Origin of the sequence: Plantactinospora sp. WMMB334 (genome assembly GCF_049179095.1) — a bacterium.
Lineage (GTDB): Bacteria > Actinomycetota > Actinomycetes > Mycobacteriales > Micromonosporaceae > Plantactinospora.
The window spans coordinates 5,273,777-5,297,037 of record NZ_JBMHME010000002.1 but is presented as its reverse complement, the minus strand read 5'-3'; the positions used below and the strand labels follow the sequence as shown (position 1 = coordinate 5,297,037).

Below are 23,261 nucleotides of genomic sequence, written 5' to 3'. Positions count from 1 at the left end.
TCCGGCCGGCCCGGTCATCCGCGCAGCTCCCCGGCCTCCTCGGTGGTGCCGACCTGTGCGCTGCGGAAGCCGGCGGTGACGATGGCGAAGCCCATCGCCATCTCCACCGCCATCGCGACCAGCACCACGACGACGATCACCTGGCCGGAGCCGGCGGGGGAGAGGTAGCGCCAGAAGGCGGCGGCGGCCACGATGACGCCGGCCAGCATCAGCTCCAGCCCCATCATGATCATGACGATCGGGCGCTGGGAGAGCACGCCGTAGAGGCCGGTGCAGAAGAGCGCGGCGGCCAGGATCAGGAAGAGTTCGAGCATCAGCGTCCCACCCCGCCCCGGACCGGGTCCTCCGGCTCCCGGCGGTCCAGGTCGTCACCGAACCGGTCGTAGCGGCCGCGCCGGGCGGCCAGTACGGTCGCGGCGACCATGGTGGCGAAGAGCACGAAGCCGAGCGTGACCATGGTCAACATCTGCCCGCGCATCAGGGACTCGCCCACCTGGAACGTCGGGTCGGCCGGCGGCGCGGCCCGGGGCGCCGGCCAGTCGACCACGACCACTCCGGTGGTGAGCAGGACGAAGGCGCCGATGCTGACCACCAGTGCGGTACGCCGGTTGTGCGCCATCGACATGCCCATCGGCATCAGCCCGGCGGGATCCATCATGTACGCGATCATGAATACCGCCATGATCACCATCTCGATGGTCATCATCAGCACGACCAGCACACCCAGGTAGTGCAGGCCGAGCAGCACGAGTTCGGCACCGACCAGGAGGAAGACGGCCAGCAGCGCGTACGTCACCCGGGCCATCGAACCGAGCCGGAACACCAGCACCCCCGCGACGACCGCGAGCACCGCGAGGACGGCGGCCACTGTCCAGGTCAGCAGCGGAGTCACGGCAACCTCCCCGCGTCGAGCGCGACGAGCGCGGCAACCAGCGCCTGCGCGATCGTCGCCGGGATCAGCACCACCCAGGCCAGCTCGACGTACCGGTCGGCCCGGATGGTCGGCAGCCTCCGCCGCAGCTGGACCAGGACCGCCAGGACCGCGACCGCCTTCACCAGCGACCAGGTCCAGCCCGGCAGCAGCGGGCCGGCTCCGCCGCCGAGGAAGAGCGGGACCGCCATGGCCGCCCCGGCGCAGAGCAGCAGCCACCGCCCGGCCCGCAGCAGCAGGCCGGCCAGCCCGGCGGTCTCGGCCAGCACGCCGCCGCCGATGTCCCGGCCGGCCGGATGGTCGAACGGGCCGAGGAAACTGAAGGCCAGCACACTGGCGAGGTAGACCACGAAGGCGACCGGCATCCAGACCACGAACCACAGGCCCTGCTGGGCGGCGACCACGTCACCGATCCGCAGCGACTCCGCGCCGCTTGCCACGGAGACCAGCGCGAACATCAGCGGCAGCTCGTACGCCAGCCCCTGCGCGACGAAACGGTAGCCGCCGACCAGGGTGAACGGCGCGTTCGGCGCCCAGCCGAGCAGCCAGAGCGCCGCCCAGGCCAGCACCTCCATCGCGTTGAACCAGAGCACTCCGACGTCGAGGTCGGCCACGACGTGGTCACCGAGCGGCACGACCGCCAGCGCGAGCACGGCGGCCACCGGCAGCACCGGCACACCGGCCCGGTACAGCAGACGGTCGGCGTGTGGCGGCGTCCGGCGCTGGCCGACCAGGGCCCGGGGTATCCCGGCCAGCGGCAGCAGCGCCTCCCGGAGACCGGGCCGGCGTCCGGCGACGCGGGCGGCCAGCAGCCCGTCCCCGGCGACCGCCACCAGGGCGAGTCCGGCCAGGACAACCGGCACCAGCAGCACCGACCAGAGCGGCGCGGCGCTAACCATGCCCGCGCCGATCGCCGGCCGGCACGACCTCGTCGAGATCCGGGTCGAGACTCGCCACGATCAGCCGGGCGGCGGCGATCTCGGCGCCGGTCAGCAGCTCGGGCAGCAGCCCGACGAACGCGGCCGAGGGCGGCGGGGCGTCGGGGTCCCAGGGGCCGCGCGCCGGCTCGACCTCTCCGGGGTCGAGCGGACCGGTCGCGTCGAGCCGGTCGAGGTCGTCGACGAGGCGGGAGAGCCGTCGGCGGTACCGGTCCACGACGTCCCCGGCGACGCCGGGTGGAGACCCGCCGGCACCCGCCGCCGGTAGCCGGCCGAGGCCCCGGGTGGACCAGCGCAGGGTCCGGGACCCACCGACCCGGCGGACGAACCGGTGCACCGGCCCCCGCAGCCCGTCGGCGGAGCCCTCGGCGAGGGTCCGGTCCCGGAGCAGCCGGGCGGTGGTGGCGGCGTCCGGCCAGCCGGCCACTCCGAGCAGCCGGGCGAGGCTGTCCAGGTGGGCGGCGGCCCCCCGGCGGGCGGCCTCGGCGACGGTCACCGGCTCGCCGGCCGTGGCCCGCCGCCACGGTTCGGTCCACCAGGAACCGTGGCGCGGGCCGTCGCCGGTGGCGATTCCGACCTCGACCTGCTGGATCACGTCGCCCTGGAGCACGACGTGCAGGGTCAGCCCGGCCGGCCAGTCCGCGAGCAGCGGACCCAGCGCCAGGTGCAGCCGGTCCAGCTCCAGTCCGTCCCGGTCCGGCCCTCGCTCGGCCATCGACGCCCCGCCGTGCGCCGTCTCCCGTTGCTCGGCCTGCTCCGCGAGCTGCCGGCGCTGCGCCGCAGGGTCGCCCAGGCTCCGGCGGGCCGCGTCGAGGATCTCGGCCAGCTGCGGGGTCGTCGCCCGGGCCAGGGCCCGGGGGACCGGCAGCGTCGCCCAGGTGTCCCGCACCGTGGCCTCGAGTTCGGCGGCGTCCCCGGCGACCAGCAGGATGTCCGCCTGTGCCGGGCCGTCGACCGACGGCCAGCCGCGCTCCCGCAGCTCCCGCTCGGCCGCCAGCCGGATCGGGGTCGCCCCGGGCAGCGGGGCCAGGAAGACCCGGGGGCGTGCCGCGGCGAGCCGCAGCAGCACGGCGCTCAGCTCCACCGCAGCGCACCCTCCCGCCAGGCGTACGTCACGCCGGCCAGCAGGACGCCGAGGAAGACGAACATCTCGATGACCGAGCTGGCCCCGACGGCGGAGATGACCCGCGTCCACGGATACATGAAGACCATCTCCATGTCGAAGGCGAGGAAGAGCATCGTCACCGTGTACCAGCGCGCGTGGAACCGGCTCATCGCATGCTCGCGGGACGGCGTCCCGCCGGTGACCGGTGCGGCCGGGAGCGGCTCGGTGGTGAGGGCCACGGCCCGGGCCAGCGCCCATCCGGCGGCGAGCGTCGCGGCCATGACGACCAGCAGCGCCCCGATCGGCTGGAATCCGTCCACGATCCTCCTCACCCGCGCCCACCGATACGGTTGCGGGTGCCCAGGTTTCCGCCGGCAAAACACCCCTCGGCGGTTTGTGCCGACTCCGGGTGGGCCGGGGCCGGTCGGGTCAGCGCCGCAGTGCGCGGTCCGAGGCGCTGGCCGTCGCGACGTCCACCGGATAGGTGCTCCGGGCCAGCAGCAGGATCAGCCCGTTCGCCAGGAGCGGGAGGAGCATGATGAGGAAGGCGTCGCGGAGCCCGCTGGCGCGCCCGCCCGCCCCGCCGCCCAGGGCGTCGGCGACCAGCCCGAAGGTCGCCGGGGCGACGGCCTCGGCGGCCAGGCGCAGCACGCTGCGCAGGCTTTCGGCGCGTCCCCACGTCCTGGCCGGCACGATGTCGAGCCGGGCCGCGTCCAGCGGCGGGTTGGCGGCGGCGAGCGCCGCCGTGCCGAGCGCGATGGCCGGCAGCGCCAGGCCCACCGAGCTGACGAGGAAGCCCGGCAGCAGCAGGAGCGCCGCGAGGCTGTAGCCGGCGGCGGGGACCAGAACGCGGGCGTCCGTGCGGCCCCGGTGCAGGAGGCGGTCGGTGAACCGGCCGCCGAGGACCGCCCCGGCCAGCGCGGCGGCGCCGATGACCACCACCAGGAGTCCCAGCATGCCGCCACCGACGCCGAAGTGCTGGGTGGCGAAGACGACCGCGAAGGTGCGCAGCCCGGCGAAGAAGAAGTAGCCGATCGCGGAGGCGACGATCAGCCGCAGGTTGGTGGGGATCCGCAGCAGGTAGAGCATGGCGCGCGGCAGCGACAGCTCGTGCACACCCGCACACAGGATCCGTTCCGGTGCCGGCTCGACACCACGGGCGGCGATGATCTCCCGTGCCTCGTCGGAATTGGACCCACCCGTGCCGCTTCCCTCGTCGTCTCCGCGACCGTCGTGGTCGCTGTGAGTGTCGTGGTCGCCGCGACCGCCGTCGGGGTCGTCCGGTCGGTCGCGGTCGCTCGGGAGCCAGCCCGCGCCGCCCCGGGCCGGCTCGGGCAGGTGTCGCGCCAGGGCCACGGCCAGCGCCAGGCTGGCGGCGGCCAGCAGGAAGAAGGCGTACCGCCAGGAGTACGTGGCGGCGAGTTCCCCGCCGGCCAGCAGTCCGAGGCCGGCCCCCGCGATCTCACCGGTGAGGATCCAACCCAGCACGGCGGCCCGGTCGGCGGGCGGGATGAAGTCGCCGGTCAGCGAGACGACCACCGGACCCGAGGCGGCGACGGCGGCGCCGAGCAGCAGGCGGGAGGCGAGCAGCCACCGGTAGTCGGGGGAGATGCCGCTGGCGATCATCGCGACGCCCCAGGCGGCGACGGTGGCCGCGAGCAGGCGTACCCGGTGCACCCGGTCGGCCAGTAGGCCCATCGGGATGGCCGCGATCGCACCGACCCCGGCGGACGCCGTGGCCAGCAGGCCCAACTGGGCGTGACTGATGTGCAGGTCGGCTTCGAGTTGGGCGGCCGCGGCACCCACGGTCCCGGTGTCGGCGGTGTTGAGCGCGAGGACGGCGCCGAGCAGCAGCACGACCCGCGGCCGGCCCGGCCCGCCCAGGGTCCGGCTGGCATACCGGTCGAGCCGTCCGGGGGCCGCCCGGCGCGGACCGGCACCGTCGGCACCACGCCGCCGCACACCCGCCATCGCCGTCCGCCCCCGTGGTCGTCCCCGGTCCGTTCACTCCGGGCACCGCCTCTTCCACCGCCGACTCTGCCGGTTCCGCAGTCGTTGCCGGAGCAGGTGACGGATATTGGCCCGGCGAGCAGGGGCACGGCTGGTAGCGGCGGGACATGGCCGGGTCGGGGAGGCGTGAAGGCCGTTAATACCGGAAAAGGGGTGACAATGTACTTATCGTGAGGGGAGCTACCACGATGTCACGGGAACAGGAGCTATCCACGATGTCACCGGAACGCCGGCGTGACCAGAGCGCACCCGACCCGGTCCGCAGCCGGCCGCCCTCCCCGGACCGGACCGCGCCCGACCCCCGGGCCCAGGGTGGCGAGTTCCTCACCACCGCCCAGGGGCTGCGGCTGTCGGACACCGACCACTCGCTCAAGGCCGGCGACCGGGGCCCGGCGCTGCTGGAGGACTTCCACCTCCGCGAGAAGATCACCCACTTCGACCACGAGCGGATCCCCGAGCGGGTGGTGCACGCGCGCGGTGCGGCGGCACACGGCGTCTTCCGGGCCTACGGCAACGCCGCCCCGGTGACGAAGGCCCGGTTCCTCGCCGAGAAGGACCTGGAGACCCCGGTCTTCGTACGCTTCTCCACCGTCCTCGGCTCCCGCGGCTCGGCCGACACCGTCCGGGACGTACGCGGGTTCGCGGTCAAGTTCTACACACCGGAAGGCAACTTCGACCTGGTCGGCAACAACGCGCCGATCTTCTTCATCCAGGACGGCGTCAAGTTTCCCGACCTGATCCACGCCGGCAAGCCCCACCCCGACCGGGAGATCCCGCAGGCCCAGACCGCGCACGACACGTTCTGGGACTTCGTCTCGCTGCACACCGAGGCGACGATGCAGGTCATCTGGGTGATGTCGGGCCGGGGCATCCCGCGCTCCTTCCGCACCATGGAGGGCTTCGGCATCCACACCTTCCGGCTGGTCGACGCCGACGGAAAGACCACCCTGGCGAAGTTCCACTGGAAGCCGCTCGCCGGCGTGCACTCGATGGTCTGGGAGGAGGCGCAGCTCGCCCAGGGCGTCGACCCGGACTTCCACCGCCGCGACATGGCGGAGAGCATCGAGGCGGGGGCCTTCTTCGAATACGAACTCGGCCTGCAACTGCTGCCGGACCGGCCCGACGAGACCTTCGAGGGCATCGACCTGCTCGACCCGACCAAGCTCGTGCCCGAGGAACTCGCCCCGGTGCAGCGGGTCGGCCGGCTGACCCTCGACCGCAACCCCACCAACTTCTTCGCCGAAACCGAGCAGGTCGCGTTCCACGTCGGCAACCTGGTGCCCGGCATCCAGGTCACCAACGACCCGCTGATCGCCGGACGGCTCTTCTCCTACCTCGACACCCAGCTGACCCGGCTCGGCGGCCCGAACTTTCCGCAACTGCCGGTCAACAGCCCGCACGTGCCGGTGAACGACAACCTCCGCGACGGCATGCACCAGATGTTCGTGCACACCGGCATCGCGCCGTACCAGCCGAACAGCCTCGACGGCGGCGGCCCGCGGACCGACCCCGACGGCACCGGCTACGTCACGGTGCCGACCGAGGTCAACGGCCCGAAGGTACGCCGGAACCCGGCCTCGTTCGGCGACCACTACTCGCACGCCACCATGTTCTGGCGCAGCGTGACCCCGGTCGAGCAGGATCACATCGTCGAGGCGTACACCTTCGAGCTCGGCAAGTGCCACGAGCCGGCGATCCGGGAGCGGCAGCTCGCGGTGCTGGCCCGGATCGACGGCGACCTCTGCGCGAGGGTCGCCGCCGGCCTCGGCCTGCCGGCGCCCGACGCGGCACCGACCGCCGAGGTCACCCCGTCACCGGCACTGAGCCAGGTGGTCACCACGCCCGGTCCGATCGACGGGCGGGTGGTCGGCGTCGTCGCCACCGACCAGGCCGACCATGCCGGGATCGACGCGCTGCGCACGGCTCTGGCCGCCGAGAAGGCGGTGCTCCGGGTCGTCGCGCCGGTCGGCGGCAAACTGCGCGGCACCCGAGGCGACCTGCCGGTCGACCGGACCCTGCTGACCACCCGGTCGATCGAGTACGACGCCGTCCTGGTCGCCGCCGGCACGGCCGGCCTGACCGACCCACGGCTGACCGTCCTGCTCCAGGAGGCGCTGCGGCACTGCAAGCCGATCGGCGCATGGGGCGACGGTGCGCGGGTGCTCGCGGACGCCGGCATCGACGCCGCGCTACCCGGCATGCTGCTCGCCGAGGGCGTCACCGACGCCTTCACGACCGACCTGATCGCCGCCCTCGGACTGCACCGCGCCTGGGACCGGGCCGCGATGCTGCGCGCCGGCCGGTAACCGGCCCCGCCCGGCGGTCATCGGCGCGCCCGGCCCGGCCGGTGACCGGCGCATCCGGCCGCACCGGCCCGTCAGCCGCCGAGCAGGTCGAGCACGGCACGCTCGGCGGCGGCCAGCCTGGCGGCGGCGAAGACGGTCGCGTGCCAGGTGCGGAAGTCCTTCGCCGTCATCTCCGTGCCGCTGGCCTCCCGCAGGTAGTCGTTGACGTTCTCCGCCCGTACGTCGTGCCAGCGCCTGCCCTGCCAGTAGCCGAAGAGGCGCTCCCGACCGCGGCGCCGCCGGCCGCGTACTGGTCGCCACCGACCCGGAACATGCCGAGGTCGAGCAGTCGGACGACGGCGGCCAGCACCCGTGGCCGGGTCAGCCCCCGGCTCACCCAGGTCGCCTGCGACGCGCTTGCGCAGGCCACCACGGTGCTCGGCGACGTCCAGCACGTGCGCGAACTTCTCCCGGTCCCGCCGGACCCGCCACACGGGGTGATAGAGGTACTGCTTGCGCCCGGCCTCGTCGATGCCGGTCGCCTGGATGTGGCCGCGCCGAAGCCGTACCGCGCACCGCCCGCAGACCCACCGACTCAGCTCGCGGGATAGGGCTGGCCCGCCAGCAGGTGCGCCAGGTGTGCGGCGTTGGTGGCCAGGTTCTTGGTCGCCGTGCCGGTGGTCTCCGGCCTGGGCCCGGCATCCCGGTAGTCGACACCCCCCATGGCCTCGCCTACCCAGTAGGTGGAGGCGGAGGCGGAGATCGAGAACCCGACGTCGTTCAGGGCCTGCAACACCTCGGCGGTGACGTGGTGCGCACCGTCCTCGTTGCCGACGACGGCGACCGTCCCCACCTTGCCGTACGTGCGCAGCCGCCCCTGCTCGTCGGTCTCGGAGAGTTCGGCGTCGAGGCGTTCCAGCACCATCTTGCAGATGCTCGACGGCTGGCCGAGCCAGATCGGCGTCGCCACGACCAGGATCTGCGCCTCCACCAGCTTGGCCCGGATCGCCGGCCACTCGTCGCCGTCGCCCTCGTCGGTGGAGACGCCGAACTTCACGTTGTGGTCCGCCACCCGGACCACCTCGCCTTCCACGTCGTGGTCGGCGAGGGCGGCGAGGACCTCCCGGCCGAGCAGTTCCGCGCTGGACGGCGCGGGGGAGGGCTTGAGGGTGCAGCAGAGGACGAGGGCGCGGAGGGTAGGCACAGGTCGGCTCCTGAGACTCGATCTTTCACGTGGTGTCGAGGGCTGCTCCTATCCCGCCACCTTCGTCGTGCGCCGCAGTCGCGGCCGGCCGACGTGCTGGCCCGGCAGCTGAGGATCGGAGAGGATGTCGATCCCATACCCCCGGGTGCGGCACCCACTCCTGCCCATGCTCATCGTCGTCAACGGATCCAGCCCATCGACTGGCCGGAGCCGGCTGGGGAGCAGTCCCGGCGGGTGTCGGGACGACCGAGGAGGCTCAGCCCCGATCCACGCTACCGGCCGCCGGCTTGTGCCGGAGCTCCCGTACCAGGCCGTGGCGCCGGAGCGCCCACGCCAGGCGGCGGGCGTGCCGGTGCCGTACGAACAGGATCGTCACCTGCCGGGCAAGCGCCCACCGATGGTCGCGGAGCTGGTTCTCGGCGGCTTTCCAGACCACCGCGCGGAGTGCGCCGGACTCGAGTGCGGCACCGAACTCGGCCCGGACCGCCGGGTCCTCCAGCGCGGAGCGGATGGCGCCGGCCAGCCCGGGACGATCCGGCATGCTCTCGGTGATGCTGGCCGCCACGCTGCGCCGGATGTCGTCGTCCTCGATCAGCAGCAGCACGGCGTGCCGGATCTCGGCCGTGTCGAGGGCGGAGCGTACGAGCTGCATCGCCCGCAACTCGACCTGTTTGTCATGGTCGTCGACGGCCAGCGCGGCCAGCAGGGTGGTGACCTCGTCGAGGTCGATCAGGTGCTGCAGTCCGGCCCTGAATGCCGGCTGGTCCCAGGCATACAGCAGCGCTCTCAGAAGGTTGCGAGCCATGCCCACTGCTACCCGGGCGCCGGTCCGGTCCAAACGGGACCCGGGCGGGCGTAGCGCGCCACACCCCGTATCCCACTGTCACGGATGCCACATCCCGATCCGTACCTGTACACCGGGCGAGGCGTGGCCGAGCGGCTCGCCCCGGGGCGCCGGCAGGCCGGCGGCCGTGAGCAGGTCCACCTCCAGCCGGAGCAGTTCGACCCGGTGCAGGGGCCAGGGCGGGTGTTCGGCCTCGGCGACGACGAGCCGTCCGGCGATCACCGAGAAGAGCCGGTACCGGGCGGTCAGGAAGTGCGCCAGCGGGTCCGCCTCGCTTTCGGTCAGCGGTGGACCGAGCCGGACCTCGACATCGGCGTGCGCACCCTGCGGCCCCGGCCAGCGGCGCCGGCTGCGGTAGCTGATCCGGTCGCCGTCGACCTCCACCCGCATCCGGGACCAGAAGTACGGCAGCGCGTAGCCGGCCCGGCCGGTCAGCACGGCCGGCATGCGCGCGGCGTCCAGCGAGAAGAACCAGACCCCGCTGCGACCGCGCCGGTCGCGGACGTACGTCCGGAGGTTGGTCTCCGGGAACTCGGAGAGCCAGGGCGTGACGGGCAGCACCGGCGGCCGTACGCCCTGCATGAGGAAGGGAACCAGCCCGATCCAGGCGGATCCGTCGCACGTCTCCACCTCCAGCCCGTCCGGCAGCAGCGCCTGGACGGTCTCGGCCGGATAGCGCCAGTGGATGAAGCTGAGCCGGTTCCACTCCTGGTACATCACCGGCTGCTTCACCCGCGGCGGCGCTGGCGCCTCGGTCATCTGCATCTCCCCGCCGCCCAACCCGGGCCCGATCACGTCCGTCGACGGCGTCGCCCCTCATCGATCGACGCCGTTGCTCGTCGCCCATTATCACTCCCTTGGGAAGGGCGGGTGTTGAGCCGGGCGGCCTGGCGGGTCAGGTGGTCGCGTTCGGCGAGGTTGGGTGCCTTCCGGGCCGCCTCGGCGTAGAGGCGTGCCGCCGTCGCCAGGTCGCCGTCGCGCTCGTGCAGGTAGGCCGCCACCGCCGCGTGCCGGGGCAGCGACCCGTCCAGCGTCGCGAGTGCCGCCAGCCCGGCGCGCGCCCCGTCGGCCTCGCCGACGGCGACGGCCCGGTTGAGCCGGACGACCGGGTTGTCGGTCAGGCGGGCGAGTTCGTCGTACCACTCGACGATCTGCACCCAGTCGGTCTCCTCGGCTCTGGGCGCGTCGGCGTGCAACGCCGCGATGGCGGCCTGGGCCTGGAACTCGCCGAGCCGGTCGCGGGCGAGAGCCGCCTGCAGGATCTCGATGCCCTCGGCGATCAACCGGGTGTCCCACCGGCCGCGCTCCTGTTCGGCCAGCGGCACCAGGCTGCCGTCCGGCCCGGTCCGGGTGGCGCGCCGGGCATGGTGCAGCAGCATGAGGGCGAGCAGCCCGGCCACCTCGGGATGGTCGATCGCGGCCGCGAGCTGCCGGGTCAGCCGGATCGCCTCGGCGGCGAGGTCGACATCGCCGGAGTAGCCCTCGTTGAAGACCAGGTAGAGGACGCGCAGCACGGTGGCGACATCGCCGGGCTGGTCGAACCGTACGCCGGAGACGGCACGCTTGGCGCGGCTGATCCGCTGCGCCATCGTCGCCTCCGGCACCAGGTAGGCCTGGGCGATCTGTCGGGTGGTCAGCCCGCCGACGGCGCGCAGCGTGAGCGCGACCGCCGACGACGGCGTCAACGACGGATGGGCGCAGAGGAAGTAGAGCTGCAGCGTGTCGTCCACCCCGGGGGCGGGGTCGGGCGCCGGCTCCTCGTCGACGAGCTCCTCACGCCGACGCCGGGCGGCGTCGGCGCGGGTCGCGTCGAGGAACCGGCGCCACGCCACCGTGATCAGCCAGCCCTTCGGGTCGTGCGGCGGGTCCGCCGGCCAGACCCGGACCGCCTCGACCAGGGCGTCCTGCACGGCGTCCTCGGCCGCCGCGAAGTCGGCTCCGCGGCGGACGAGGATCCCGAGCACACCCGGGGTGAGGCTCCGGAGCAGGGCCTCATCCATCGTCAGAGGTCCCTCCCTTCAGGGGTACCTCCCTTCAGAGGTCACTCCGTGATCGTGGGCGGCTCGGTCAGGAACGGGCGCAGCTCGAGCCACTCGTGGATCGGCTTCCCGCCCGCCCCGGGAGCCGCCGACAGCTCCCCGGCCAACTCGACGGCACGCTCGTAGCTGTCGACGTCGATCACCATCCAGCCGGCGATGAGATCCTTCGTCTCGGCGAACGGGCCGTCGGTGACCGGCGGGCGCCCCTCACCGTCGTACCGGACGAAGGTCCCCTCCGGGGCGAGCGCCTGACCGTCGACGAACTCGCCGGTCTTCTCGAGCCGGGCCGCGAAGTCGTTCATGTACTGCATGTGCGCCGAGATCTCCTCCGGCGTCCACCGGTCCATCGGCACGTCGTTGACGGCGGCCGGAGCGCCACGGTAGTGCTTGAGCAGCAGGTACTTGGCCATGGGTGTTTCTCCTCGGTGCTGGTGCGACCATTCTTGTCGCGTTCGGGGCGGGGACGGAGCCGGCCCCGGGTTCTCGACATCGCCGCCGGAGATTTTTTGGAAGCGTCGTGATGGCGTACCGGGGTGCTGCGCCTGGGGCCTGAGGGTGTCGGACACGCGGCGTCCCGGGGGATACCGGTATCCGGCCGGCGGGACGACCCGCTAGGCTAGCCGTCGTGTCCCGGACGGTCGGGACGAGCGCGGGCGTAGCTCAATGGCAGAGCTTCAGTCTTCCAAACTGACGGTGCGGGTTCGATTCCCGTCGCCCGCTCCAACCGTTCCGGCCCAGGTCAGAGGCGTTTTCCGCCCGCCTGGGGCGTTCTGTTTCCGGCTCTGATCGATCTTGCGGGCCATTCGCGGGCCATTAGCCGGTTCGGGCCGGTACGCCGGCTGGCCCGTCCTCCGGGTCGGTGCCCTTGCGGCGCTTGCGGGGCGTCTTCTTGGGCTTGGGTTGGGCCTTGGCGATCCGGCGGTCCATGCCCGCCGCTATCTCGCGGTCCCGCTCGCTGTTCGCGTGCTGGTAGATGAGCGCGGCTCGCATGCTGGCGTGGCCCATCCGGTGCATCAGGTCACGGGTGCTGGCCCCGGTCGCCGCCGCCAGGTTGTTGCCGGTGTGCCGGAGGTCGTGGAAGTGGAAGCCCGCAGGCATGCCGGCCGCCCGCAGGGCCGCCGTCCAGTCGACCGCCCGACGGAAATTCCCGGTACGGAGGACGGCACCCTTCTCCCCGGTGAAGACGGTCGCGTCCGGTCCCTCCCCCACGTAGTCGCGCAGATGCGCGGCAAGCGCGGAGCGAGCCGCCGCCGGAAGCGTGACTGTTCGGTTGCTGGCCTCCGACTTGGGGGCGCCGAACTCCATCCGGTTGCGCAGCGCCGCCAGCTTGCGCGGGACCCGGACCGTGCCAGCGGTGAGGTCGACATCGGACCGCCGCAGCGCCGCCAGCTCGCCCCAGCGGAGTCCGGAGAACGCGGCGACGACGATCAGCGCAGAGAACCGGGCCGGCATCTGCTCGGCGAGCGCGAGCACCTGGACGACGGTCGCGACCGGACGCTCCGGCGTGTGATAGCGGTCATAGCCCGCGATCCGGCACGGGTTCTGCCGAATGATCTCGTCCTCCTTGACGGCGGTGTTGAGGATCGCCCGCAGCAGCGAGTACGCCTTGACTGCCTGCGGCTCGGAGGTGCCGCCGTCGAGTAGGCGCTTGCGCCAGCTCCGGATCGTCTGCGGCTTGACCGCGCCCAGAGCGAGGGTGCCGAGATGCGGCCGGATGTGCAGCCGGAACAGGTCCTCGTAGTTCTCCCGGGTACGCGGCTGGAGCTTGCGTTCGGCGATCCACTTCTGTCCGTACGGGCCGAGTTGGACTTCACCCGCCTCGGGGGCCGTCCAATCGCCCTTGATGATCTCCGACTCGACCACCGTCAGCCAGCGGCTCGCCTCCCGCTCGGTGGCGAACGTGTGCGGCGCCGTCCGCTCGATCCCGTCGGGACCGATGTACCGCGCCTGGAACCGTCCCGAAGCCCGCTTCCGGATGTTGCCGAAACGACGCTTGCCAGCCTTGTTTGCCATCAGGCGACCTCCCCCAGGTAGCGACGCAGTTGCGCCTGGATCATCGGCACGACCCGGTTGCTGTCGATGTACGCGGTGACGGCCGACGCCTCGAAGCGGACCAGGCGGCCGACCTTGACGAACGCGATCCGCCGCTCGGCGACCAGCCGGCGCACAAATCGCGGTGTTGCTCGGAGGCGAGCGGCGACCTCATCGGCGGTCAACAGCTCGTCATCCATCCGGTTCCCTCCTCGTGGGTTAAGCAGCAGGGGCGAGCGTCTGTGCGGTTGCCGAAAGACCGTGGGCCGCGCGTTGGCGGGCCGCGTCGAGGTCTGTTCGCCAGCGGATCCGGGCCGAGACGGCGCGCAGGATCCGGTGTTCCAGGGGCAGCACGTCGGGGTCTTCGGGCCGGGCCAGCTCGAACCGGTATCGCTCCGGGTTGTCGGCCGCCGCCTGGCCGTGCTCGTCGCCCTGGCCGTGCTCCGGATCGGCCGGGTCGGTGTCGGCCATGCCTCCAGCGAGGATGGCGCGGATCCAGGCCCGGTTGTCGGCGCGGTGGTCGGCCAGGGTCTTGCCGGACCACTGCCGGGAAACGAGGACACGCCGGCCGGTGAAGCCGAGCGTCGAGCGTTGGTGGACCTTCCCGGTACACCGGCCAGGGGTCAAGCCATGCAGTTCGTCAGCCTTGACGCGAGCGGTCCGGGCCAGTTCGCCGACCTCGTTCGGGTCGCAGCCCTGGTCTTCGGCGGCGACCCGCTCCAGTAGGTCGGCCTTACGGTCGAACCAGTCCGCCCGCTCCCGTGGCGTGGTGGACAGGCCGGGCATGGTCCGCAGCAGGGCGGACAGCTCGGCGCAGAACGAGGTCACCCGCTCGTCCGCTGGGTCTTGGTCGATGGAGGTGAAGGGGTTTCGGGCAGGGGGAACTACGGTGGGCACAAGGCCCTCCTTCGGCATGAGGGATGGGTTGGGGCGCGGGGCGGGCCGGGAATCTTGGCGGACGAACGGCCCGCCCCACGTGCGGTACTCCGAGGTCAGGCAGCAGCGGCAGCAAGACCAGCGGCCGGGACCATCGCGGTAGCGCGCAGCGAGTACGCCATCCGGGCCTTGCACTGCCCGGACCCCCTGCACCGCTGCGAATCGACGTACGGGGTGAGGGTCAGCCCTTCGAACTGGATCGCCGGTGGATAGCCCGGCACTGTCGAGGCCGGCGGGACCGGCTGCTGGAGCGCGACGACCTTCACTTTGACCTCAGTGGACCGGCCGAACTTGCCTGCCTCCGGGTCCAGGTCGAGGACCCGGACCAGCCACGCCCGCTCCCCGGTCTCCTTGTCCCGCGCCTGGTCGTCGCCCTGGCCGCGCCGATCGAAGTCGACCTGGGGCGCGACGCCGAGGCACAACGCGCCGGCCGGAAAGACGTAGTCGAACGGGACCGGGACCTTCAACGTCAGCGGAACCACTACGTAGCCTCCTAGCTCCACCGGTCATCACCACGACATCCGGTTGAGCTACTAAGTTACGTCAGCCTGTAAATACAAGTAAGAGAATCTGACGCCGGTTCATGGAATGTGGACAGCCGGAAGTGTCGGTGACCGGACCTACGCTGCCGGCCCATGAGCATCAAGGGGAACTGGCTACGGGTGACGCCCGCCGAGCTGGCTCAGGCGAAGGACAACCTCGACTGGGCGCTTGGGCTCGCAGAGTCAGCGCAGGAGAACGAGGAGTGGCGCCTGTCCCGCACCGACAAGGCATGGAACGGCCTCGACTTCCTACTCAAGCGGCGCGGCTTCACTGTTCCCATCGTGGAGGGCGCCGAGCCGTTCGTCGACACGTCCGTCGATGACCCCGACTCCGAGGACGACCTCGATGATCCGGGCAGCGACTGGGGCTATGGGCCACCGCGCTACCTCACGCCAGAACAGGTCGCCACGGCAGCCGCCGAACTCGCGGAACTCACCGAGGACGACCTCACCCAAGGGGTCGACCCAGCGGAACTCACCCGAGCCCAGATCTACCCGAGTCCCTGGAACCGGCTCGAAGACCTGCAGTGGCCCAGCCATTACCTGCCCTACGTCCGGGAGTTCTTCACCAGCGCAGCAAAGGACGGACACGCCGTCATCTGCTGGTTGGACTAACTCACGACAGGGGGTAGGTGTCCTCGATCTCGTGCCGACTGCCCGGCATGACGAGAACCGAGGTCAGGATCGGGTCCCCGGACGCCTGGTGCACGGTCAGGACAACGCTCAGGACCGGCTCGTCCTCCGGCACGTCGAGTGCCTTCGCTTCGTCCGTGCTGACCCGACGAGCTGTCATGCGTTCGGTGGCGTAGTCCCCGCGCAGCCCCTTGGCCCCGCTGATGTGCTCCAACAGACCGCCGCCGATCGGATCTGGCTTAATAACGGCGGTACCGACCGCGATGTCGACCGGAACGAAGGTGGCGACCAGGTCCACCGGCCCGGACGGCGTGACCGTCCGGCGCCGCCGCTCGTAGACCGGGGTTCCCTCGGGGATGCCGAGTTCGGCCGCGATCCGGGCCGAGGCGAGCACCGGCCCGACATGCAGAATCTCGACCTCGCCGGTCTCATCCAGCTCGACCGCGTCCCGCGCGTACTCGGGAGAGGTGCGGCCCGACGGCGGCCGGCCCCGCACGAAGCTGCCCTTGCCCTGCTGGGACTCGATCCACCCGTCTTGCTTCAAAATCCCGAGCGCCTTGAGCACCGTCGGCCGAGACACCTTGAACTCGGCACACAGTTGGCTCTCCGACGGCAGCGCCGCCCCCGGCGCGTACGTGTCGTTCTCGATACGCTCCCGCAGCGTGTTCAACACCCGCAGGTACTTCGGCGTAGGAATCTCGTACGCCATCGTGGGCACCCCACCATCAAATGATCACAGCATGTTAGGACAGGAGCGTAAAGCCTGGCAGCTTGACGGCACAAGCAAGGTCAGTCGTCAGAGCCGGCATCCCGCACCGGCGTGAACCAGCCCGACCACGACGAGGCCGGCACACCGATCAGGTCCGGGCGAGTCGCACCGGGCCGGCGCTGGGGCAGCCGGCGGGCCATGCTGAACGTCCACAGCGCCGCTCGACGACGCGAGCACGAGTTCAGGTCCCCGCAGATGGGACAGCGGCCGTCGCTACTCAGCGGGGTGTGCTCCTCGAACTGCTTCTGAGCGAGCCGCAACCCCGCTTCCTCAGCCGGAGTCAGATAAGGGCGCCTCACGGACGCCACCCAGGCGACTCCGGCGCCACGGGCGCGAGGAGGCAGGCACGGACAAGGATCTGCGCCTGATCGCCAGACCGACCGTCGTGCATGATCTTCACGCCCTCCAGCCACACCCACTCGTACTGCTCCGGCCGGTTCGCCACCAACCGCACCCCGGTCACCCACAACACCACCGGCCCATCCGTCGGACGGAACCTGTCCGCAGCCTCAATCCGAACCGTCTCACCGAGCCGTACCCGAACGTCAAACACGACGCCTCCGAGCCGGCGCCAACGGGCTCCGGGGCCAGCCGGACCGGGGCGACGGCGCCGGGACGAGGCACAGCCCGGCAAGCTGCACGAAGACCTCCCGCCGGTCGACCGCCTGCCCGGTCCGATCCAGCGCGTACCCGGTCAGCCAGCACCACCCGTGATACGTCGTGCGCGAAGACACCGCAGTCACCCGCAACACCACCCTCCGGCCTCCGGCGAACTGGACCGACGCCCGCCCGTCCAGCAACAACACGTCACCCACCTTCGGCACCACCACGCCATCCCCTCCCGCAAGGGTTGGGAAGGCGCCGAGGCAGGCGGGCATTCAGACGGCTACACGTCGACCGTGCAGCCAGGCGCCGGCACCCACCCCGACGCCCAGCTCACGACACGGACACCCGACCAGAACCCGAGCAGTCCAGACACGACCGCCGAGCCAACGACCGCGACGACCCGCCCGACGCTGCCACCGACCGCAGCGCCACTCGCCGAGTGACGTACTTCCAGCCTGCGCCAGCGCAGGAACGACAAGCGGTCAACAGGTTGTGCTCGATCATTGACACAGGTTGTGGCACAACCGGGCTGACAACCCGGAAAATCGTTCCGGGGTCGACAAGGCCAGGGGAGGCATCGTGCGCGGCATGCCCAACACACTGACGATCGGCGAACGCGTCGCCTGGTACCGCCGACGGCGCGGTCTGTCACAGGAAGTCCTCGCCGGACTGGTCGGCCGCACCGCCGACTGGCTCGGCAAGATCGAAAACAACCGCATCGAGCTGGACCGGCTCTCCGTCATCAAGAGCCTCGCCGACGTCCTCGACGTCTCACTCGGTGATCTACTCGCCGAACCGTCCCTGCTCGACTGGACGGCCGACAGCGGTACCGACACCGTGCCAGCGCTACGAGCCGCCCTGATGAACTACCGCGTCATCACCCCATTCGGCCACGCCAGCAACGGCCACGAGCCGCCCGGCATCGCGGACCTCAGGCAGAACGTCGGCAGATTGTGGAGCGCCTACCAGGAGTCACGATTCGGGTACGTCACCAGCCGCCTACCCGACCTGCTGCACCGCGCCCAGGCCGCCGCCGACACACTCGACGGCGACGACCAGGACCAAGCCCGCCGACTCCTCGGACTCGCCTACCAACTCGCCGCGACCCAGCTCACCAAACTTGGCGAGACCGACCTCGCCTGGATCGCCGCCGACCGCGGCCTTGCCGCCGTACGCCCAACCGGCGATCCGGTGGTCACCGGCTCCCTGTTCCGATCGGTAGGCCACGCGCTGCACTCCACTGGCCGCTACCGCGAAGCCGTGCGCCTCACCGAAGATGCCGCCGCCTACCTCGAAGGTCACCTACACCAGCCGACACCAGCACCCGCGTTGCTGTCCGTCTACGGCACCCTGTTCCTGTCCGGAGCCATGGCCGCCGCCCGCGCCAACGACCCCGGCACCACGCGAACCTTCCTCGCCACCGCCGATGAAACCGCCACACGACTCGGCGCCGACGCCAACCATCTATGGACCGCGTTCGGCCCTACCAACGTCGCCATCCACCGCGTCGCCACCGCCGCCGAACTCGGCAACGTCCAAGTCGCCGTAGACCTCGGCCCCCGCGTCGACACCACCGGCCTACCAATGGAACGCCGCGTACGACACGCCCTGGAGGTCGCACGCGCCTACAACTCTTGGAACCGCGTCACCGACGCCCAGGGCGCCCTACTCAACGCTGAGCAGATGGCGCCCGAACAGGTACGGCACCACTTCCTCAGCCGACAACTCGCCCTCACCTGGATCCGCCGCCAACGCGGCAAGCCCACCGCCGAGCTGGTCGGACTCGCCCGCCGCCTCAACGTGCTCGACTGATCCACCCCGTCTACGCTGCCCGTTGTGACGGGATCCGAGACGCCACCGATGGCCACCCCACGCGTCGCCGCAGGCGCCCTATTCTTCGATGACGAAGGCCGCGTGCTCCTCGTCAAACCGCACTACAAAGACCACTGGGACATTCCCGGCGGTTACGTCGAGCCCGGCGAGTCACCACGCGCCGCTTGCATCCGCGAAGTCCGCGAAGAACTCGGCCTCAGCATCGACCTCGGCCCCATGCTCGTCATCGACTGGGCACCCGCCCCCAACGAAGGTGACAAGCTCCTGTTCATCTTCGACGCGGGCACGCTCAGCAGCGAAGATCAGCAGCAAATTATCCTTTCCGACGACGAACTTACCGAATGGCGCTTCATCGCTGGTGACGGCCTCGACTCCTTCGGACCGGCCCGCCTAACCCGCCGAATTCGAACTGCGCTCATCGCAAGGGTGCGGAAACAGGCGATGTACGCAGAGCATGGAACGGCGCGGCCCGGCAAGTAGGGACTCTCCCTACTCATGCTGCAAATAAAAGAGTTCGACCTCATCCATAATCAAATCGGATGGATCTTCCCCGCGCTCCTTCATGTAAAGCATCTCCACCAGATGCTCCTTGGTCAAGAAAAGAATTACATTTTTACTCGAAGAAAATATTTGATTTCGCTCGGTATGCGCGCCAGGATTGGGCTTCTTACTCCCGACAATCGCCGCCAATCTTCCCATCGGCTGCGTGAGATAACTACTTGTCTGAATTATCTCATCTTTCCCAATCTCGGTCCGGTCATAATTCTTGAATTCGAATAGAATAAGACGTGCACCAAGCTCACTCAGCAAGATTCCCCAATTATCATGCCTGCGGTGGTTTCGGTTCGGAAAAACCGCATCTCGGCGCTCTGTACCCGAATAGGTTCTTGGCTGAATTTTCGGCTCTGACAACGGTGGGACGAACAAAAATTTTAGAATCTCCACACATACGTCTTCGAATTCGCGCCACGCCGAACCACCAACCGGAACACCCTCTACATCAGAGCGACGGATATCATCAAGCAGACGCTCGACCCAAGGTCTCCCTGCTTCTACGGCTCCAAGTCCTATCTGAACCTCAAAATACTGCCCTATGCCGTTGCCGAGGAAAGTCGCAAGCCCTCGATCAACATGGGTGTAGCTCATGAATATTCGAGGGGGTCCTGACCCCGGCGGCATTTCGGCCATCACTCTATGCTAGCGGGGTTCTCGACTGGATGGAATCCCTACGCTGCAGGTCACGATATCGAGACTTCGAGACCGCCTGCCGAAACGTTCTCTTTAGGATCAAGGGCGCCGCGCAAGCGCGGCGCCGGCCCGCCGTGCTCGGCCTGCTGGCGGCCTCCGGCCGGCATCGGCCAGCGCGGCGGGCCGGTATCAGCAGGACTGGCAGATCAGTGCTTCGGGCGTATCCGGTGCCCTGCGCGGCGTTTTCCCTCGGCGAGCAGCAGGTCCACGCCTGCTAGGACGTCTCGCCATGCCTCACCGGTTCCAACGCTGCCTCGCTGGGCCAGCCGCTCGTAGGCCGCGAGGCTGCGTCGTACCGCCTCTAGTTGTGGATCAAAGGCCGACGGACGGCTCCAGCGCATGTAGCGCGGTGTTACGTACAGGCGAACATAGCTGGCGTCTCGGTAACGGGGGTTCCGTAGGGATCGCTGCCGGAGGTAGGCCAACTTCTGGAGTGCGAGCAGGTCCGCCAGGGGCAGCTCCTTTGAGATGTCCACTCGCGCATTGTCGCGACGGCTGGTCATCAGACCAAGAGAGTTTCTGGGCCGCGACGATCGCGAGGGTGGTCGACCGCCGTCGAGGGCGGGGCGATCGCTGCCGCGCCGCTTCGCGGCTTGCCACCGGAGTACGTGGTCCAGACGCGCGGTACCCGGCGCCACGGCAAACCGCCCCGGCCCGATGGCCGGGGCGGGAAGCCGTACGACGCCGGCCGGCCGCGCATGAGGCCCGACCGCGTGCCAGCCACGTGCCATAAGCCGGTGCCGTAGACGGTCACCAGCGGGCAGGACCGGGCACCACTACCCCGCCGCTGACCAGGCACTCCGGGCAGACCCGGACAGCCGGAAACGATTTTCCAAACTGACGGTGCGGGTTCGATTCCCGTCGCCCGCTCCATGTTTTAGCAGCTCAAGGCTATGTCGATCTACGATCGCCATGGATGAAGTTCACTCGAAGCTAGGAAAATGCTAGGGATCTTGGGTCGAATCGCCCCAAGCAAGAAAACCATGGCCCCTGGCGGGGCCACCCACAGGTGGGTGAAACTCGGTCGGCGGTGTCGCTCGCCGTCGCCGGTTGGGCTTGGTGCCCTCGCGGTGCCTGAAAGCAAGAATGGTGCGGGAGTCCGTCCCTGGTACCCCAGGTTGTTGCCCCCTGTGCACGTGTCTCAGTGTCATGAGTCTATGACGGGCTCTGCGAGCGACATCGCCCCTGGCTGGTGATCGGGACGGAGGCGTGTCGTTTGGACGTGTTGTACACGCATGTCGCGGGGATCGATGTGCATAAGAAGCAGGTCACAGTGACGGTGCGGACCCCGGATCCGCGGCGGCCGGCGCTGCGGCGGGAGAAGACCCGCACGTTCCGCACGTTTTACGCGGATTTGCTGGCGATGGGAGCGTGGCTGGCCGAGTGCGGGGTGACCCGGGCGGCGATGGAGTCGACTGGCGCGTACTGGTGGCCGGTGTACGCCGCGTTACGGGAAGCCGGCGGGCCGGACCTGACGATCGACGTGGTCAACGCGGCGCACGTCAAAGCGGTCCCGGGCCGCAAGACCGATGTCAAGGACGCGCAATGGCTGGCCCGGCTGTTGGAGGTCGGCCTGCTACGGGGCAGTTTCCTGCCGCCGGACGACATCCGCGAGATCCGGGACCTGACCCGGTATCAGACGAAGCTGACCGAGGAACGCTCCCGGGAGAAGCAGCGGCTGCTCAAGGTCCTGGAGGCGGCCGGGATCAAGCTGGACGTGGTCGCCTCCGATACGTTCGGCGTGTCCGGCCGGGCGATGCTGGACGCCCTCGTTGCCGGCGAGCGTGACCCGCAGGTCCTCGCCGGGTTGGCGCGTGGGGTGTTGCGGAACAAGACCGAGGACCTGCGGCTGGCGTTGGCCGGCCGGTTCACCGCCCATCACGGGCAGATGATCGGGTTCCACCTAGCCCGGCTCGACCACCTCGACCAGATGATCGACCAGGTCAAAGAGAAGATCGGCCACCCCGGGGCCCCGGGCACCAGCCGCCGGGCGGCGACCGAACCCGCCGGGCTGCTCGCCCCGTTCGCCGCGCAGATCCGGCTGCTGACCAGCATCCCCGGGATCAGCGACCGGGTCGCGGCGGTGATCGTCAGCGAGATCGGCGTGGACATGAGCCGGTTCCCGTCCGCGAAGCATCTGGCCGCGTGGGCCGGGCTCGCCCCGGGCAACAACGAGTCCGCCGGCCGGCGCCACCGGGCCCGGCACCGCAAAGGCAACACGCACGTCCAGTCGATCCTCATCGAGGCTGCCCTGTCCGCCTCCCGCACGCGGACCCGGCTCGGGGCCCGGTTTCACCGGCTGCACCGCCGCTTCGGTGGCAAGGCGAACAAGACCGCCGCCAAGAAGGCCGGATTCGCCGTCGCGCACACCCTCATCAAGGTCATCTGGACCGTGCTGGCCACTGGAAAGCCCTACACCGATCTCGGCCACGACTACTACACCCGCCGCGTCAACCCCGAGACCCACACCCGCCGACTGATCGCCCAACTCGAGGCCCTGTCCGGCAAGAAGATCGTCCTCGTCGACCACGACAACGGCCCGTACGACGACGACAGCCTCGGCAGCCACCACGACGGCGAGGCCGCCGCCTGAAACGGCCTACCAGCAGCACCCGCACACAAGCGGTGGGAAGAGCGCCGACAAGGCCGTTCTCCGGCAAAAGGTCAGACCACAAGGGCCGACAACGTGGTCGCTCTCCCCACCAACGACCCAGCTTGCCGCACCCCGGCCACCCACGGCAAGCACCTCACCATGCTCGGAAACCATCATGTCCCGGCTCCGCCGGGACGCTGCCGCGCACGTGCTCAAGGTTCGAGTTTCGTCTCAGGCCCACAACCACAACCAAGCCCCGGATCATTGACCACCGATAGTGATCGACTCTCTACCATGAAACGGGCCTGCGACCCTGGGCGCGCAATTGGCGCGGTGAGCCGAAACTGACGGTCGCGGTTCGCACTCCGAGTGCGCCCCACCAGGGCCTTTAGCCCAATCCGCCTCACAAGACGTCAGATCGGACCTGGTCCCTGCCGCCCACCGGCGGCCCGCTCTGTTGGTTTGCTCGGCGGCTGACGTGAGACCGTGCAACCGCTTGGGGTCCGGCTCTCACTGCTCCCCCCGCCTGGGGCCCGCCTGGGTTGCGGACGACCGAGCTCGAGCATGACGATAACCCTCGGGCTCGTCCAACCACTCGAGTGTGCCTTCCACTCGCTCGCCTACGGTCCATTCCGGAAAAATGGGCACAGGGCGACCGCCATGACGACTGCTCATGGAGCGCGGGGTTGCTGAGTCAGCAGTTCCCTCGGCTTC

Annotated in this window: 21 protein-coding genes, 1 tRNA gene and 2 pseudogenes; 6 read left to right on the top strand and 18 right to left on the bottom strand. The window is 70.2% G+C overall.

The features are described from left to right. Nucleotides 1–14: 14 nt before the first annotated feature. From nuoK to ACN27G_RS22570, 6 genes are all read right to left on the bottom strand, one after another. A complete protein-coding gene (nuoK, locus tag ACN27G_RS22595) occupies nt 15–317 on the bottom strand; it encodes an NADH-quinone oxidoreductase subunit NuoK (protein ID WP_421497422.1) in 303 nt (100 codons plus the stop codon). Further along, nucleotides 314–892 (bottom strand): NADH-quinone oxidoreductase subunit J, encoded by a 579-nt coding sequence (locus ACN27G_RS22590; RefSeq protein WP_421494763.1) that lies wholly within the window; start codon nt 890–892, stop codon nt 314–316. The genes nuoK and ACN27G_RS22590 overlap by 4 nt, the downstream gene beginning before the upstream one ends. Next, complete coding sequence (locus ACN27G_RS22585; protein WP_421494762.1) at nt 889–1,830, bottom strand: NADH-quinone oxidoreductase subunit H; 942 nt, start codon at nt 1,828–1,830, stop codon at nt 889–891. The genes ACN27G_RS22590 and ACN27G_RS22585 overlap by 4 nt, the downstream gene beginning before the upstream one ends. Next, entirely contained in the window at nt 1,823–2,953 is a 1,131-nt protein-coding gene (locus tag ACN27G_RS22580) for a hypothetical protein (protein ID WP_421494761.1), read from the bottom strand. The genes ACN27G_RS22585 and ACN27G_RS22580 overlap by 8 nt, the downstream gene beginning before the upstream one ends. Then, complete coding sequence (locus tag ACN27G_RS22575) at nt 2,944–3,294, bottom strand: NADH-quinone oxidoreductase subunit A (protein ID WP_421494760.1); 351 nt, start codon at nt 3,292–3,294, stop codon at nt 2,944–2,946. Before ACN27G_RS22575 ends, ACN27G_RS22580 begins: the two co-directional genes overlap by 10 nt. Before the next feature lie 109 nt (nt 3,295–3,403). Continuing rightward, nucleotides 3,404–4,945: an MFS transporter gene (locus tag ACN27G_RS22570; protein ID WP_421494759.1), complete on the bottom strand. Its 1,542-nt coding sequence runs from the start codon at nt 4,943–4,945 to the stop codon at nt 3,404–3,406. 227 nt (nt 4,946–5,172) lie between these two features. On the opposite strand from ACN27G_RS22570, the gene ACN27G_RS22565 reads away from it, so the two are divergent. After that, nucleotides 5,173–7,290 (top strand): catalase, encoded by a 2,118-nt coding sequence (locus ACN27G_RS22565; RefSeq protein ID WP_421494758.1) that lies wholly within the window; start codon nt 5,173–5,175, stop codon nt 7,288–7,290. Between the two features lie 104 nt (nt 7,291–7,394). Here ACN27G_RS22565 and ACN27G_RS22560 read toward each other — a convergent pair. From ACN27G_RS22560 to ACN27G_RS22535, 6 genes and pseudogenes are all read right to left on the bottom strand, one after another. After that, nucleotides 7,395–7,823 (bottom strand): annotated as a pseudogene (locus ACN27G_RS22560) (DNA topoisomerase IB); the annotation flags it as partial. A 41-nt stretch (nt 7,824–7,864) separates the two neighbouring features. After that, nucleotides 7,865–8,473: a flavodoxin family protein gene (locus ACN27G_RS22555; protein ID WP_421494757.1), complete on the bottom strand. Its 609-nt coding sequence runs from the start codon at nt 8,471–8,473 to the stop codon at nt 7,865–7,867. A gap of 256 nt (nt 8,474–8,729) precedes the next feature. Then, nucleotides 8,730–9,278: a hypothetical protein gene (locus ACN27G_RS22550; protein ID WP_421494756.1), complete on the bottom strand. Its 549-nt coding sequence runs from the start codon at nt 9,276–9,278 to the stop codon at nt 8,730–8,732. Between the two features lie 78 nt (nt 9,279–9,356). Then, nucleotides 9,357–10,076 carry a YqjF family protein gene (locus ACN27G_RS22545; RefSeq protein ID WP_421494755.1) on the bottom strand — a complete coding sequence of 240 codons (720 nt, stop codon included), beginning with the start codon at nt 10,074–10,076 and terminating at the stop codon, nt 9,357–9,359. Nucleotides 10,077–10,189: 113 nt separating this feature from the next. After that, nucleotides 10,190–11,317: pseudogene (locus tag ACN27G_RS22540) on the bottom strand (RNA polymerase sigma factor); the annotation flags it as partial. Nucleotides 11,318–11,358: 41 nt separating this feature from the next. Next, entirely contained in the window at nt 11,359–11,766 is a 408-nt protein-coding gene (locus ACN27G_RS22535) for a YciI family protein (RefSeq protein WP_421494754.1), read from the bottom strand. A 239-nt stretch (nt 11,767–12,005) separates the two neighbouring features. Here ACN27G_RS22535 and ACN27G_RS22530 point away from each other — a divergent pair. Further along, a tRNA-Gly gene (locus ACN27G_RS22530) sits at nt 12,006–12,079 on the top strand. A 90-nt stretch (nt 12,080–12,169) separates the two neighbouring features. Here ACN27G_RS22530 and ACN27G_RS22525 read toward each other — a convergent pair. The 4 genes from ACN27G_RS22525 to ACN27G_RS22510 form a co-directional block, all read right to left on the bottom strand. Next, nucleotides 12,170–13,369, bottom strand: coding sequence for a tyrosine-type recombinase/integrase (locus ACN27G_RS22525; RefSeq protein WP_421494753.1), 1,200 nt, complete (start codon nt 13,367–13,369; stop codon nt 12,170–12,172). Beyond that, on the bottom strand, nt 13,369–13,587 hold the full coding sequence (locus ACN27G_RS22520; protein ID WP_421494752.1) for a helix-turn-helix domain-containing protein: 219 nt from the start codon (nt 13,585–13,587) through the stop codon (nt 13,369–13,371). The genes ACN27G_RS22525 and ACN27G_RS22520 overlap by 1 nt, the downstream gene beginning before the upstream one ends. A gap of 19 nt (nt 13,588–13,606) precedes the next feature. Then, nucleotides 13,607–14,215, bottom strand: a complete 609-nt coding sequence (locus ACN27G_RS22515; RefSeq protein ID WP_421494751.1) for a replication initiator — start codon at nt 14,213–14,215, stop codon at nt 13,607–13,609. Nucleotides 14,216–14,379: 164 nt separating this feature from the next. Further along, nucleotides 14,380–14,805 carry a hypothetical protein gene (locus ACN27G_RS22510; RefSeq protein ID WP_421494750.1) on the bottom strand — a complete coding sequence of 142 codons (426 nt, stop codon included), beginning with the start codon at nt 14,803–14,805 and terminating at the stop codon, nt 14,380–14,382. Between the two features lie 153 nt (nt 14,806–14,958). On the opposite strand from ACN27G_RS22510, the gene ACN27G_RS22505 reads away from it, so the two are divergent. Continuing rightward, nucleotides 14,959–15,480 (top strand): YfbM family protein, encoded by a 522-nt coding sequence (locus ACN27G_RS22505; RefSeq protein ID WP_421494749.1) that lies wholly within the window; start codon nt 14,959–14,961, stop codon nt 15,478–15,480. Between the two features lies 1 nt (nt 15,481). Here ACN27G_RS22505 and ACN27G_RS22500 read toward each other — a convergent pair whose 3' ends face one another. After that, on the bottom strand, nt 15,482–16,207 hold the full coding sequence (locus ACN27G_RS22500; protein WP_421497421.1) for a GntR family transcriptional regulator: 726 nt from the start codon (nt 16,205–16,207) through the stop codon (nt 15,482–15,484). Nucleotides 16,208–17,461: 1,254 nt separating this feature from the next. Here ACN27G_RS22500 and ACN27G_RS22495 point away from each other — a divergent pair. After that, on the top strand, nt 17,462–18,685 hold the full coding sequence (locus ACN27G_RS22495; RefSeq protein WP_421494748.1) for a helix-turn-helix domain-containing protein: 1,224 nt from the start codon (nt 17,462–17,464) through the stop codon (nt 18,683–18,685). A gap of 24 nt (nt 18,686–18,709) precedes the next feature. After that, nucleotides 18,710–19,186 carry an NUDIX domain-containing protein gene (locus ACN27G_RS22490; protein ID WP_421494747.1) on the top strand — a complete coding sequence of 159 codons (477 nt, stop codon included), beginning with the start codon at nt 18,710–18,712 and terminating at the stop codon, nt 19,184–19,186. A 9-nt stretch (nt 19,187–19,195) separates the two neighbouring features. On the opposite strand, the gene ACN27G_RS22485 is transcribed toward ACN27G_RS22490, so the two are convergent. Next, nucleotides 19,196–19,894 (bottom strand): hypothetical protein, encoded by a 699-nt coding sequence (locus tag ACN27G_RS22485; RefSeq protein WP_421494746.1) that lies wholly within the window; start codon nt 19,892–19,894, stop codon nt 19,196–19,198. A gap of 1,282 nt (nt 19,895–21,176) precedes the next feature. Between ACN27G_RS22485 and ACN27G_RS22480 the strand changes: the two genes are divergently transcribed. Beyond that, nucleotides 21,177–22,547 (top strand): IS110 family transposase, encoded by a 1,371-nt coding sequence (locus tag ACN27G_RS22480; protein ID WP_421490773.1) that lies wholly within the window; start codon nt 21,177–21,179, stop codon nt 22,545–22,547. Nucleotides 22,548–23,261: the final 714 nt, after the last annotated feature.

Coding starts and splice junctions, on each gene's coding strand:
- ACN27G_RS22500 (WP_421497421.1), bottom strand. CDS start 16,207: ATGGCGTACGAGATTCCTACGCCGAAGTACCTGCGGGTGTTGAACACG.
- ACN27G_RS22535 (WP_421494754.1), bottom strand. CDS start 11,766: ATGGCCAAGTACCTGCTGCTCAAGCACTACCGTGGCGCTCCGGCCGCC.
- ACN27G_RS22565 (WP_421494758.1), top strand. CDS start 5,173: ATGTCACGGGAACAGGAGCTATCCACGATGTCACCGGAACGCCGGCGT.
- ACN27G_RS22505 (WP_421494749.1), top strand. CDS start 14,959: ATGAGCATCAAGGGGAACTGGCTACGGGTGACGCCCGCCGAGCTGGCT.
- ACN27G_RS22495 (WP_421494748.1), top strand. CDS start 17,462: ATGCCCAACACACTGACGATCGGCGAACGCGTCGCCTGGTACCGCCGA.
- ACN27G_RS22550 (WP_421494756.1), bottom strand. CDS start 9,278: ATGGCTCGCAACCTTCTGAGAGCGCTGCTGTATGCCTGGGACCAGCCG.
- ACN27G_RS22545 (WP_421494755.1), bottom strand. CDS start 10,076: ATGACCGAGGCGCCAGCGCCGCCGCGGGTGAAGCAGCCGGTGATGTAC.
- ACN27G_RS22525 (WP_421494753.1), bottom strand. CDS start 13,369: ATGGCAAACAAGGCTGGCAAGCGTCGTTTCGGCAACATCCGGAAGCGG.
- ACN27G_RS22485 (WP_421494746.1), bottom strand. CDS start 19,894: ATGGCCGAAATGCCGCCGGGGTCAGGACCCCCTCGAATATTCATGAGC.
- ACN27G_RS22585 (WP_421494762.1), bottom strand. CDS start 1,830: ATGGTTAGCGCCGCGCCGCTCTGGTCGGTGCTGCTGGTGCCGGTTGTC.
- ACN27G_RS22520 (WP_421494752.1), bottom strand. CDS start 13,587: ATGGATGACGAGCTGTTGACCGCCGATGAGGTCGCCGCTCGCCTCCGA.
- ACN27G_RS22570 (WP_421494759.1), bottom strand. CDS start 4,945: ATGGCGGGTGTGCGGCGGCGTGGTGCCGACGGTGCCGGTCCGCGCCGG.